This window comes from Vreelandella zhuhanensis (genome assembly GCF_009793355.1).
GTDB lineage: Bacteria > Pseudomonadota > Gammaproteobacteria > Pseudomonadales > Halomonadaceae > Vreelandella > Vreelandella zhuhanensis.
In genome coordinates, this window is the sequence record NZ_WTKP01000004.1 from 1 (window position 1) to 12903 (window position 12903).

The 12903-nt window shown below is 58.7% G+C and carries 14 protein-coding genes; 9 read left to right on the top strand and 5 right to left on the bottom strand.

Annotation, left to right across the window (positions count from 1 at the left end; all coding sequences use genetic code 11):
* Positions 1-129: 129 nt before the first annotated feature.
* Positions 130-1329, bottom strand: a complete 1200-nt coding sequence (gene tyrS, locus GPM19_RS06195; protein ID WP_160418022.1) for a tyrosine--tRNA ligase — start codon at positions 1327-1329, stop codon at positions 130-132.
* Positions 1330-1449: 120 nt separating this feature from the next.
* Here tyrS and GPM19_RS06200 point away from each other — a divergent pair, with 120 nt between their 5' ends.
* Positions 1450-2598, top strand: coding sequence for an anhydro-N-acetylmuramic acid kinase (locus GPM19_RS06200; RefSeq protein WP_227842221.1), 1149 nt, complete (start codon positions 1450-1452; stop codon positions 2596-2598).
* Position 2599: 1 nt separating this feature from the next.
* On the opposite strand, the gene GPM19_RS06205 is transcribed toward GPM19_RS06200, so the two are convergent.
* Both GPM19_RS06205 and GPM19_RS06210 read right to left on the bottom strand, forming a co-directional pair.
* Positions 2600-3766 carry a PilT/PilU family type 4a pilus ATPase gene (locus GPM19_RS06205; protein WP_160418026.1) on the bottom strand — a complete coding sequence of 389 codons (1167 nt, stop codon included), beginning with the start codon at positions 3764-3766 and terminating at the stop codon, positions 2600-2602.
* A 43-nt stretch (positions 3767-3809) separates the two neighbouring features.
* Positions 3810-4844, bottom strand: coding sequence for a type IV pilus twitching motility protein PilT (locus GPM19_RS06210; RefSeq protein ID WP_160418028.1), 1035 nt, complete (start codon positions 4842-4844; stop codon positions 3810-3812).
* 35 nt (positions 4845-4879) lie between these two features.
* On the opposite strand from GPM19_RS06210, the gene GPM19_RS06215 reads away from it, so the two are divergent.
* From GPM19_RS06215 to GPM19_RS06240, 6 genes are all read left to right on the top strand, one after another.
* A complete protein-coding gene (locus GPM19_RS06215) occupies positions 4880-5584 on the top strand; it encodes a YggS family pyridoxal phosphate-dependent enzyme (RefSeq protein ID WP_160418030.1) in 705 nt (234 codons plus the stop codon).
* 78 nt (positions 5585-5662) lie between these two features.
* The gene (gene proC / locus GPM19_RS06220) at positions 5663-6487 is read left to right on the top strand and encodes a pyrroline-5-carboxylate reductase (RefSeq protein WP_160418032.1); all 825 of its coding nucleotides are present in this window, start codon (positions 5663-5665) and stop codon (positions 6485-6487) included.
* Between the two features lie 48 nt (positions 6488-6535).
* Complete coding sequence (locus tag GPM19_RS06225; protein WP_160418034.1) at positions 6536-7129, top strand: YggT family protein; 594 nt, start codon at positions 6536-6538, stop codon at positions 7127-7129.
* Positions 7130-7159: 30 nt separating this feature from the next.
* Entirely contained in the window at positions 7160-8344 is a 1185-nt protein-coding gene (metX, locus tag GPM19_RS06230; protein ID WP_160418036.1) for a homoserine O-succinyltransferase MetX, read from the top strand.
* Positions 8344-8940: a methionine biosynthesis protein MetW gene (gene metW / locus GPM19_RS06235; protein WP_114486833.1), complete on the top strand. Its 597-nt coding sequence runs from the start codon at positions 8344-8346 to the stop codon at positions 8938-8940. The genes metX and metW overlap by 1 nt, the downstream gene beginning before the upstream one ends.
* Before the next feature lie 27 nt (positions 8941-8967).
* Entirely contained in the window at positions 8968-9423 is a 456-nt protein-coding gene (locus GPM19_RS06240) for a DUF4426 domain-containing protein (RefSeq protein WP_160418037.1), read from the top strand.
* On the opposite strand, the gene sfsA is transcribed toward GPM19_RS06240, so the two are convergent.
* Positions 9395-10162 (bottom strand): DNA/RNA nuclease SfsA, encoded by a 768-nt coding sequence (gene sfsA / locus GPM19_RS06245; protein ID WP_160418039.1) that lies wholly within the window; start codon positions 10160-10162, stop codon positions 9395-9397. The genes GPM19_RS06240 and sfsA overlap by 29 nt on opposite strands.
* Positions 10162-11322: an aminotransferase class I/II-fold pyridoxal phosphate-dependent enzyme gene (locus GPM19_RS06250; protein WP_160418041.1), complete on the bottom strand. Its 1161-nt coding sequence runs from the start codon at positions 11320-11322 to the stop codon at positions 10162-10164. Before GPM19_RS06250 ends, sfsA begins: the two co-directional genes overlap by 1 nt.
* 151 nt (positions 11323-11473) lie before the next feature.
* Between GPM19_RS06250 and dksA the strand changes: the two genes are divergently transcribed.
* Together dksA and gluQRS are read left to right on the top strand one after the other, a co-directional pair.
* The gene (gene dksA, locus GPM19_RS06255; protein ID WP_114486795.1) at positions 11474-11911 is read left to right on the top strand and encodes an RNA polymerase-binding protein DksA; all 438 of its coding nucleotides are present in this window, start codon (positions 11474-11476) and stop codon (positions 11909-11911) included.
* A gap of 87 nt (positions 11912-11998) precedes the next feature.
* The gene (gene gluQRS / locus GPM19_RS06260) at positions 11999-12898 is read left to right on the top strand and encodes a tRNA glutamyl-Q(34) synthetase GluQRS (RefSeq protein WP_160418043.1); all 900 of its coding nucleotides are present in this window, start codon (positions 11999-12001) and stop codon (positions 12896-12898) included.
* The last annotated feature ends 5 nt before the right edge of the window (positions 12899-12903 follow it).

Here is a 12903-nt window from a genome sequence, read left to right on the forward strand (position 1 = left end):
AGCGCTAACCCCTTGACACTGCTTGCTTTTCAGCAAGCTCCACCGCTGGAAACGCCTGGCGTTCCCGGCAGCGGATGCGTACTCTACCCCCTGGCCGGGACACTGGCAAGCCTTCCGTGTAAAAAAACTTCAGCGTACACTGACACGGGCATAACGCTTCTTACCTGCCTGGATGACATAACTGCTTCCCACCTCAAGCATATGGTCGCGCTCGATCACCTCGCCATTCACCTTGACTCGGCCATTGCCCAGCATATCCTTGGCTTGAGCACTGTTGTTGGCAAGACCGGCACGGTTGAGTACGGCAGCAATCGGCACCCGATCGATACCTTCGAAGTCCACCTCGACTTCCGGAAGGTCTTCCGGGAGTTCGCCTTCGGCCAGCTGATTGCCGGAAAATTTATGGGCATTGGCTGCGGCTTCTTCGCCGTGATAACGACCAATCAATTCACGTGCCAAGGTCATCTTGATGTCTCGCGGGTTCGCTCCGGCCTCGACGTCACGCTTGAGCCCTTCGATTGTCTCGTTGGATTTCAGCGAAAGCAATTCGAAATAACGCCAGATCAAGCTGTCAGGCATCGACACGAGCTTGTTGAACATTGAGCCTGGCGATTCATCGACTCCCACATAATTGCCCAGCGACTTGGACATCTTCTGCACGCCGTCGAGACCTTCGAGCAACGGCATCGTGATGACCACCTGGGGTTCTTGGCCAAAATGTTTCTGGATCTCGCGTCCCATCAATAAATTGAATTTCTGATCGGTGCCCCCCAGTTCCACATCGGCTTTCAACGCCACGGAGTCGTAGCCCTGGACCAGCGGGTAAAGAAACTCATGGATTGAAATGGATTGCCCAGACTTATAGCGTTTCTCGAAATCATCCCGTTCAAGCATACGTGCCACAGTTGTCTGGCCGGCAAGTTCGATCATATCCGCCGCACTCATCGCCGAGAACCACTCAGCATTGAATCGTACTTCGGTCTTTTGCGGGTCGAGAATCTTGAACACTTGCTCTTTATAGGTCTGGGCATTGGCCTTGACTTCTTCTTCGGTGAGCGGCTTGCGTGTGACGTTCTTGCCGGTGGGGTCGCCAATACGCCCGGTGAAATCCCCAATCAGGAAAATCACTTCATGCCCCAACTCCTGGAACTGGCGCATCTTGGTCAGCAACACGCTATGCCCCAGGTGCAGATCGGGTGCCGTAGGATCGAACCCCGCCTTGATGCGCAGCTTACGCCCGGACTCAAGCTTTTTTCTTAACTCATCTTCCAGCAAGATTTCTTGCGTACCGCGCTGCAATAGCGCCAAGGCCTGTGCCACCTCACTCATTAGATGCTCTCCAGTTTGACCATGTTGCCCGCCAGGGCGGTTCAAGGGATAAATAGCGCATGATGTTACCATGTCAGACCCCCATGGTTGAGCCTACGGACAGCAGGGATGACACTACCGATGCCACAAGAACCAACTCGCTACTATATAGGACTGATGTCCGGCACCAGTATGGATGGAATTGATGCCGCCCTCGTGGCCATTCGCAACAATACGCCTCCTGAGCTGATTGCCACCCATGACGAAGTCATGCCGGACGCCTTACGACGGTCGTTGCTCGAACTCTGCCATGCCGACCAGACAAGCTTTGCCCAACTGGCCGAGGCCGAAACCGCTTTTTGCGAGCTTCAAGGCAAGGCGGTACGCAAAGTGCTGTCCAAAGCCAACATGAAGAGCGAACACATTACCGCCATCGGCAGCCATGGCCAGACGATCGAACATGCGCCTTACGGGCATGGCGAGGGACCGCCTTACACCTTGCAGCTGGACAACCCCAGCCTGCTGGCCGAATTGACTCATTGCACGGTAGTCGCCGACTTTCGCCGCCGCGATCTCGCCGCAGGCGGGCAAGCCGCGCCCTTGGCTCCCGCCTTTCATCAAGCTGTCTTTGCCGCAGACGAGAAGCACCACCTGGTGCTCAATCTGGGCGGCTTTGCCAACATCACCTGGCTTGCCCCCCGAGACAGCGACATTGCTCCCCTGGGATTCGATACCGGCCCGGCCAACGCCTTGATGGATGCCTGGCACGCCTATCATCACCCTGGCGAGCGCTTCGACAAGGATGGCACCTGGGCGGCATCGGGCAAGCTCGATGAAACGCTACTGGAACGCCTGCTGAGCGAGCCTTTCTTTCATCGGCCACCGCCACGCAGTACCGGCCGCGAAGTGTTCAATATGGACTGGTTGACGACACACCTCAGCGGTCACGAAGCACCGCAAGATGTCCAGGCCACCCTGGCTGAACTGACCGCCGCCAGTGTGGCGCTCGGCGTGGAAATGGCCAGAGAAGAACTGGCCGCCCCGCCGGCTGCAGCATTGATCGTATGTGGCGGGGGTGCTCACAATACTCACTTGCTCGCTCGCCTGGGCCGGCGAATGCCCGAAACAGCGCTGGTCGAAAGCGCTGACTGGGGTTGGCCCGCCGACTGGATAGAAGCCGGCGCTTTTGCCTGGCTGGCACATCAGCGGCTTGCCCAATTGCCCGGAAACCTGCCGTCGGTAACCGGCGCCAAGGGCTTACGCGTATTGGGAGGAATTTATTCAGCCTGAGTCAGAAATCGTCTTCATCACGCAGCGCCAGGCCACTGGGGGCATTATCCACCGAGGAATCTCCCCCTTCCCCCGCTTCGCCATACTTGATCATCATGCGCAGTTCATTGGCGGAGTCGGCATGCGATAGCGCGACCTCTGCACTGACTTTTTGCTCGCGGTACAAGTCATACAAGGCTTGGTCGAAGGTCTGCATACCCATATCTCGCGCACCGGCCATGGCTGGTTTGATGTCGCCGGCATTGCCCTTGCTGATCAGATCGGCGATGCGTGGCGATTGCAGCATGATTTCGATTGCCGCGCAGCGCCCGCCGTCTCGGGAAGGCAGCAACTGTTGAGCGATGATCGCACGCAGGTTCAACGACAGATCCATCCAGATCTGCTGGTGACGTTCGTGGGGGAAGAAATTGATAATCCGGTCCAGCGCCTGATTGGCATTGTTGGCATGCAGGGTGGCCAGGCACAGATGCCCTGTCTCGGCAAAGGTTAGCGCATGTTCCATGGTTTCACGGGTACGAATCTCGCCGATCAGAATCACGTCCGGCGCCTGACGCAGGGTATTTTTCAGCGCCACTTCAAAAGACTCGGTATCAATCCCGACTTCACGCTGATTGACAATGGCCTTCTTGTGCGGATGAAGGTATTCGATCGGGTCTTCCACACTGATGATGTGGCCGCCTATTGTTTCGTTACGCTGCTGAATCATCGATGCCAGCGTGGTCGATTTACCCGTGCCGGTCCCCCCCACGACCAGCACCAGCCCGCGCTTGGCCTGCGCCAGCTCAGCCAATTGCGGCGGCACGCCCAGGGTCTCGAGTTCCGGGATCTCCAGCGAGATACGCCGGACCACCATCGCCAGCTGATTGCGCTGCTGAAAGGCACTGACGCGAAAACGCCCTTTTTCCCCAAAACTCAGCGCAAAGTTGGCTTCACGCTCCTGTTTGAAGCGTTCACGTAACCCTTCGGGAACGGTGACGCTAACCAGCTCGTTCACTTGATGACTCGACAAACGCTGCTTGCCCAGCGGCACCACCCCTTCGGCCATTTTGAGACTCGGCGGCGCATCCACCGAAATCAACAGGTCCGAGGCCTGCTGATCCACCATGATATCCAGTAATTGGTGCAGCCATTGCGTTGCCGTCACACGGTCGGCTTGCGATTCACTCATGCTCTCTCCCCTCGCGTTTTCATCGCAGTTAATCAACCGAAATCTACAAAGCAAGCTCACCTTTGGCTCGCGCCTGGGCGGCTTCCACACTCACCAGCCCCTCTTTAGCCAAACGCGCAAGAGACGAATCCAGGGTCTGCATGCCCAAGTTCCCCCCGGTCTGAATGGCGGAATAAATCTGCGCCACCTTGTCTTCACGGATCAGGTTACGCACTGCCGCAGTAGCTATCAGAATTTCGTGAGCGGCCACCCGACCGCCGCCCTGACGCTTGAGCAGTGATTGCGACACTACCGCCTGCAAGGATTCCGAGAGCATCGAGCGCACCATGGCTTTTTCCTCGCCGGGAAACACATCGATGATTCGGTCAATGGTCTTGGCCGCCGAGGTGGTATGCAGCGTACCCAGCACCAAGTGGCCGGTTTCAGCTGCGGTCAGGGCAAGGCGGATTGTTTCCAGGTCACGTAGTTCCCCCACCAGGATCACATCGGGGTCTTCACGCAAGGCGCTGCGCAGAGCTTCGGCAAACCCATGCGTATCGCGATGCACTTCGCGCTGGTTGATCAAGCAGCGTTTGCTGGTATGCACGAATTCCACCGGGTCTTCAATGGTGAGAATATGCTCGTAGCGATTGTCATTGATGTAGTCGAGCATTGCCGCCAAGGTGGTACTTTTGCCCGAGCCAGTAGGACCGGTTACCAGCACCAGTCCGCGTGGCAGCATGGCGAGTTGTTCAAACGTGGTGCCCAGTCCCAAATCCTCCATGCTCAAGACCTTGCTGGGAATGGTACGAAAGACAGCGCCAGCGCCTCGGGCCTGGTTGAAGGCATTGACACGAAAGCGCGCTACCCCTGGCACTTCGAAGGAGAAATCGACTTCCAGATGCTCTTCGTAGTCACGGCGCTGTCGATCGCCCATGATGTCGTAGATCAGTTTCCGGACCTCAGTATTGTCCATGGCGGGCACATTGAGACGGCGAATATCGCCATCAACGCGTATCATCGGAGGCAAACCTGCCGAAAGATGCAAGTCCGAGGCATTCTGCTTTGCCGAGAACGCCAGCAGTTCGGTAATATCCATGTCACTTTCCCAGCTGCGGTAAGGTTGCCTTGAGTATGACAGACATCACACTCCCAGCGTCACTCGCCAGTGCCCGCGAACGCCTTCACCTTGCTCTGGAGCAAGCCGGGCGCCCTCTCAATGCAGCGCGACTTCTGGCGGTGAGCAAGACCAAGCCTGCCGAGCTGATCCGCCAGGCCTGGCAACTCGGCCAACGGGAATTCGGTGAGAACTACCTTCAGGAAGCCCTGGAGAAGCAGACGCAACTTGCCGACCTTGACGACATCGTCTGGCATTTCATCGGTCCCTTGCAGTCCAACAAAACGCGTGCCGTGGCCGAGCATTTTGCCTGGGTGCACAGCGTCGATCGTGAAAAGATCGCCCGGCGTCTCAATGAGCAACGACCGGAAAACCTGCCTCCGTTGAATGTATGCTTGCAGGTCAACATCAGCGCGGAGCCCTCGAAATCCGGGGTCAGTCTCGAAGCGCTTCCCGCCCTGGCTCGGGAAGTCGCCAGCTTGCCCAACCTGCGGCTACGCGGCCTGATGGCCATTCCCGCCCCGGCGGACTCCCTGGCGGAACAGCGCCAACCTTTTGCAAGGCTGCGCCATGCTCTGGAGCAGCTGCAGCAAGCGCTTCCCGAAACGCCTCTGGACACGCTCTCCATGGGCATGAGCGACGACCTGGAAGCCGCGGTCCAAGAAGGCGCCACGCTGGTTCGGCTGGGAACCGCGATTTTCGGGGCACGCGAGACGCATTAACATAGCTCTTCAAGAACACAGCCAAACGCTCGGCTTTGCGCCGACACGCTAACGACTCGACACAGGACACAGCACTTCATGACGACCCAGATTACCTTTATCGGTGCCGGCAACATGGCCGGTGCCATCATCGGCGGCATGATCGACAGCGGCATGGCGCCCGCCTCGATTACCGCCACCTCACCCAGCGATGCTGCGCTGGAACCGGTCAATGAACGCTTCGGCATCAACACCCAGACCGACAACTCAACCGCCGTGGCCAACGCCGATGTGGTGGTGCTGGCGGTCAAGCCGCAAATCATGCGCGACGTATGCGAGAAGATGCGCGACAGCATCCAGCATCAGCGGCCCTTGATCATCTCGATTGCCGCCGGGCTCGATGCCACCACCATCGACACCTGGCTGGGCGGCGGCCTGGCCGTGGTACGCTGCATGCCCAACACCCCTTCACTGGTGGGGTGCGGCGCCAGCGGCCTTTACGCCAACGCAGCGGTCAGCGAACAACAGCGTCAGACCGCCACCCAACTGATGGAAGCCGTGGGCCTGGTGGAGTGGGTGGAAGAAGAACGCTTGCTCGACGCCGTCACGGCGGTTTCCGGCAGCGCACCGGCGTATTTTTTCTTGATGTTCGAAGCCATGGAAGCCGCCGGGGTCAAGCTCGGTTTGCCTGCCGCCACGGCTCGCCGGTTGGCGATTCAGACCGCCCTGGGTGCTGCCCGCATGGCGCAGCAAAGTGAGCACGACCCCGCCACGCTGAAGAAGAATGTCATGTCCCCCGGTGGCACCACCGAACGGGCCATCGAACATATGGAAAATGCCCAGTTGCGCAAAACCATTCAAGACGCCATGGATGCCTGCGCTCATCGCGCTCAGGAAATGGGCAAAGAGCTTGCCGGTAAATAAGCATCTGGTGCCAAATAAGCCAACGGACGACTGTAACGGAGGAGCCTCATGGGCAACCAATTGGGAAGCGCCGGGTTGATGCTGGTCAATACCCTGATCAATATTTACCTGTTCTTGTTGATGCTGCGCTTTTTGCTGCAAGCCTCACACGCCGATTATTACAACCCGATCAGCCAGTCGGTGGTCAAGCTCACACAGCCAGTGGTCGGGCTCTTTCAGGGCTTTCTTGGCCCGGTAGCCGGGCGCTTCGACCTGGCCACGCTTGCCGCCGGTTTCGTACTCAAGGTCATCAGTATCGTGGTGATCTTTCAAGTGATCGGCGTGGGATTGCCGCCAATCGGCGGATTGATGATCGCCGGTGTGGCAGCCTTGGCCAATGCCATTTTGAAGATCTATTTCTTCGCTTTGATCGTGATGATAATCCTGAGCTGGGTGGCGCCCAATGCCAGTCATCCCGGCGCATTGCTGGTCATGCAACTGGTCGAACCCATCATGGCGCCGGTACGCAAGGTGATTCCACCGCTGGGTATGATCGATCTCTCCCCCATCGTGGTATTCATCCTCATCAACTTGATTGATGGCCTGGTGGTTGGATCCTTGATTCGCGCCGCCGGCATTTCCGGCTCCTTGGTGGGCTTGTGATTCGACTTATCAGTGGGACATACATTTTCGATGCCTGATTCACACCCAAGCGCCGTCACTGAACCGATACCGGCCGATTCCGTCGGTCTGATAACTCCAGAGGTGGCACACTTCGACACGCCTCTGGCGCTAGCCTGCGGCAAGGTGCTTCCGGCTTATGACTTGGTTTATGAGACCTACGGCACCTTGAATGCGCAGCGCAACAATGCAGTATTGATCTGTCACGCGCTGTCCGGCCATCACCATGCCGCTGGCTATCACTCCCTGGAAGACCCTAAACCAGGTTGGTGGGATGCGCATATCGGCCCCGGAAAATCGATCGACACCAACCGATTTTTCGTTGTGTCGCTCAACAACCTGGGCGGTTGCCACGGCAGTACCGGCCCGGTCAGCCATAACCCGGAAACCGGGCGCCAGTGGGGGCCGGACTTTCCCATGGTCACGGTCAGCGACTGGGTCAATAGCCAGGTACGCCTGGCCGACTACCTGGGTATCGAGCGCTTCGCCGCGGCGGTGGGCGGAAGCCTGGGCGGCATGCAGGTCATGCAATGGACAACGGCCTACCCGGAACGGATAGCCAATGCGGTGGTGATTGCCGCCACACCACGCCTTTCGGCCCAGAACATTGCCTTCAACGAAGTGGCTCGCCAAGCCATTCGCTCGGACCCCGAATTTCACGATGGCTGGTATGCCGAGCATGACACCGTACCCAGGCGCGGCCTCAAACTGGCGCGGATGGTGGGGCATATCACCTATCTTTCCGAAGATGCCATGGGCACCAAATTCGGGCGGGACCTACGCACCAATGACCTGAATTTCGGCTATGAGGTGGAATTTCAGGTGGAGTCCTACCTGCGCTATCAGGGTGACACTTTTTCCAATTCCTTCGATGCCAACACCTACCTGCTGATGACCAAGGCACTGGATTATTTCGACCCTGCGGCGATCCACGGCGGTGATCTGGCGCGCGCTTTGGCCCCGGCACAGTGTCCGTTTCTAGTGGTCAGTTTCACTACCGACTGGCGCTTCCCCCCTCCGCGTTCGCGCGAATTGGTCGATGCCATGGTGAGTGCCGGAAAACCCGTGAGTTACGTCAATATCGACTCACCTCACGGCCATGACGCCTTCCTGCTGCCGGAAGCGCGTTATCAGGCGATTTTCAGTGGTTACATGTCACGTGTGGCCCGTGATCTCGGCATTAGGGAGGCAAGATGATGCGTGCGGACCTGGAATTGATCTACGACTGGGTACCGCAAGGGGCTCATGTTCTCGACCTGGCTTGCGGCGACGGCACACTGCTGGAGACGCTCTCACAACAGAAAAACGTTTCAGGTTACGGTCTGGAGATTGCGCCGGATGGCATTACCGCCTGCATCGCCCGGGGGGTTAGCGTCATCGAGCACAACCTGGACGATGGCCTTGGCGCTTTCGCCGACCAAAGCTACGACCTGGTGATCATGACGCAAGCGCTCCAGGCCCTTCGCCGCCCGGACAAGATGCTCGATGAAATGCTGCGCGTTGGCAAAGAGGGTATTATCACTTTCCCCAACTTCGCCTACTGGCGGCATCGCGTCCATTTGGGAATTCGCGGCTACATGCCGGTGTCCAAATCGCTGCCCCACGCCTGGTACGACACCCCCAACATCCATCTCTCCACATTCAATGATTTTGAACACCTGTGCCGTGACAAGGGTCTGATGATTGTCGATCGCGCCGTGGGAGTGGGAGACCACCGCGGTCACTGGACATCGCGACTATGGCCCAACCTGTTTGGTGAAATCGCCATCTTCCGGGTCTGCCAGCGCACCTAACTCAATCCTTACAGGAGCAATACCACCATGCTGCGACGTTTCATGGCCTGCGCCAGCCTTGCCGTTGGCTTGGCACTTGGGCTAGGCAGTCACGCCCTTGCCCAGCAATACACTCAGGTAGGCGATTACGAGATTCATTACAGCGCCGTCAATACCAGTTTCCTGACGCCGGAAGTCGCCCAGGCTAACAACATTCAGCGTAGCCAAGGCATCGCCTTGCTCAATGTCAGCGTACTTGAAACACAACCTGACGGGAGTAGCCGCCCGGTCAGCGCCAGCGTTCAAGGCAGTGTCAGCGGCTTGACCGACACACCGCGCAACCTGGCATTTCGCACGGTTCACGACGGCGATTCCACTTATCAGCTGGCAACCTTCCGTATTCAGGAAGACGAACCCATGCGCTTCGACCTGGACGTACGTTACGATCGCAATCAGGCCCCGGCGGAAGTCAGCTTCATTCAGCGATTTTACCTGGACCGCTGAAAACGGGTCCTGCCACCCGCACCGGCAAGGCCCGTTCCAGTGAAATACTGATGGGCCTTGACCCCTCTCGTGTCACGCTGATGCCATAAGCCAGTATCTCCACACCGCTGGCTACCGCCTCGCGTAAAGCCACCGCGTAGGCGGCATCCAGATGCGCCGCCGGCGCCACATCCTCGATGCCCTCATGGGCCACGCAAAACACCAATACCGCCCGCTCTCCCTGGCGTGCCAGAGCGCTCAATGCCTTTAAGTGTTTGGTGCCGCGCACACTGATGGAATCCGGAAAATAGCCATGATCATCGGTTTCCTTGAGGGTTACCTGCTTGACCTCCACGTAGGCGCTACCGCGCTGCGGATCATCCAGTTTAAAATCCAGCCGTGAATCCGCCACTTTCACTTCCCGATGCAAGCTGGCATAGCCACGTAACGGTGCCAAATGCCCGGCAAGCAAGGCTGCTTCGACGATACGATTGGCGCGGCCAGTATGCACCGAGGCGAGCGCCAAGCTGCCGTCGGTTTGCGACAGCTCGATCAACTCCCAGGTCCAGGCCAACTTGCGTTTGGGATTATCGCTGGGCGAGAGCCATACCCGACAACCCGGCACATTGACCGCGCGCATGGAGCCGGTATTGGGACAGTGCGCCACCACCTCGCGTCCATCATCCAGGCGCACATCGGCCAGAAACCGCTTATAACGCTTGAGCAGCACGCCCGGAACCAGTTCAGGATAGACCAGCATTACAGCCGGCCCACGAAGCGGCTTAGACGCGAGACGGCTTCTTCCAGGCGCGCCACCTCATTGGTGAAGGCGATTCGCACATGGTGCTCACCCCCCCGCACGGCGAAATCAATGCCCGGGGTAATCGCCACGTTTTCTTCTTCCAGCAAGCGTTCACAGAAAGCTTGGCTGTCGCGGCTGTAGCGCGAGATATCCAGCCATAGATAAAACGCCCCCTGAGGCGGCAAGGACGGCGCCAACCCCAGCGGCACCAAACCAGCCAGTAGCGCATCGCGGCGAGCTTTCAGCGTTTCTCGGCGGGTTTCGAGAATCGCGCGACACTCCGGGGTAAACGCAGCCAAGGCGGCATACTGCGCCGGTGTGGAAGCTGCCAGGAAGACATTCTGCGCCAGCCGGGTCAACGGCTCAACGGCAGCTTCCGGCGCCACCAACCACCCCAGGCGCCAACCGGTCATGCCGAAATATTTGGAGAAACTGTTGACCACGAAGGCGTCCGGCGTCAATGCCGTGGCCGAAAGCGGGGCGTCATCGTAATTCAGCCCCTGATAAATCTCGTCGACCACCAACTCCCCACCCTTGGCGAAGACCCCTTCGGCCACGGCGTTGAGCTTAACGGCATCCAGGGTGTGACCGGTGGGGTTGGAGGGGGTGGCCAGCATCGCCAAACGGGTGGAGGTCTGCCAATGCTGTTGGATAAGCTCGGCATCCAGCTGCCAGCCGCTTTCCGGCCCTACCGAGACGGTATCCACCTCGGCACCGGCCAGTGCCATGAAATGCCGGTTGCAAGGGTAGTTGGGGTCGGCCATCAACACCCGGTCACCAGGACCCGCGAGCAATTGGCTCGCGAGCAGCAAGGCGCCGGAAGCCCCCGGAGTCACCAGGATTCGCTCGGGAGCCACTGTGGCAGCGAAATGCTCGGCATAGTGGCGTGAAATCGCCTCACGCAAGGCAGGAAGGCCGGCTGCCGGCGTATAACGCGTGCGCCCCTGCGCCAGGGCCTGCTGTCCGGCAGCCATCACCGGTGCCGGCGTGGCGAAATCCGGCTCGCCGACTTCAAGGTGAATCACATCATGCCCCGCCGCTTCTCTGGCCTGGGCTAATTCCAGTAAATGCATGACCCGAAAAGGGGCAACGAGATTGACGCGTGGATTCCAGGCCATGACGGCCTCCTTTTGGATAATAAACTAACGTATTAAATACATCATTAGGCTTGCAAAGCCTGTGTTTTTCAGATAAACAAGCATCCCTTTGGCGTGAGATCATTGACGCGTCGATGATTGATCAGCAGTCACTTACGTAAGAGGCAGTCCCATGCCAGTAGCGGAAAAGCAACAGGAAGCGTCCAAGCCATTCACCCCTTACCAGCCGGCACCGGGTGAAGAATACATGAACGAGCAGCAGCTGGAACACTTCCGGCAGCTCTTGTTGGATTGGAAGCAGGACCTCATGGAAGAAGTGGATCGCACCGTGCGCCACTTGCAGGAAGATGCCAACAATTACGCCGACCCCGCAGACCGCGCGACTCAGGAAGAAGGTTTCAGCCTGGAATTGCGCACCCGGGATCGAGAACGCAAGCTACTCAAGAAGATCAACGAAACGCTGGACAAGATCGACGAAGACGATTACGGCTTCTGCGAGGCGTGTGGCGTGGAAATTGGTATTCGACGCCTGGAAGCGCGGCCCACAGCCACGCTGTGTGTCGATTGCAAAACCTTGGCCGAACTCAAGGAAAAGCAGCTAGGCAGCTAAGCTTATCCTTGAATGTTGATCGCTTGCACGGGCACCTCAGGGTGCCCGTTTGCATGTTACTCCGAACGCATCAAACGAGGACAGCGCATGCCTCACACCGCCGGTTATCGCGGCCGCTTCGCGCCCACGCCTTCCGGCCCGCTGCATTTCGGCTCGCTGGTAGCCGCCCTCGGCAGTTATCTCGATGCTCGCGCCGTGGGAGGGAAATGGTTTCTGCGCATCGAGGATATCGACCCGCCCCGCTGCCCGCCAGGGGCTGCCGATACGATCCTGCGTCAGCTCGAAGCGTTCGGCCTGCACTGGGATGGTTCGGTGAGCTATCAAAGCCGTCATGAGGCGGCGTATGCCGTGTCACTCCTGCGCCTTGAACATCTTGGCCTGGCCTATCCTTGCAGCTGCTCACGCAAGCAGTGGCGCCAGTACGCCATCTACCCCGGCTGGTGCCGTGACGGCGTTCGTGAATCTGGCAAACCGGTGGCCTGGCGCCTGCGCAGCGACCTGGGATTGCGCCCCGTAGAGTGGCACGACCGTTTATTCGGCACGCAGAGCTTCGACCCCGCCACCCTGGGCGATGTGGTGCTCAAACGTAAAGACGGCCTCTGGGCTTATCAGCTGGCCGTGGTGGTCGACGACGCCGAGCAACACATTACCCATGTGGTGCGGGGGCTGGACCTGCTCGACAACACGCCTTGGCAGCGTCAGTTGCAAGAGGCGCTGGGGTTTGCCGAGCCCCGTTACCTGCACTTGCCCTTGATCGTGAGCACCGAAGGGCAGAAGCTTTCCAAACAGAACCTGACGCCGGCATTGCCGGAAGAAGGTGACGCCGTTCGCAGCCTGCTGTTTCAAGCCTTGCAGGTGCTGGATCAAGCGCCGCCTATGACACTTGCCGGGGCATCGGTTGAATCCCAGCTTGAATGGGCGATCTCCCATTGGTCGGTTTCTCGCCTGAGCGCCACCCCTTCCCGCCCATGGAAGCACTCGGAGTAAGTGAC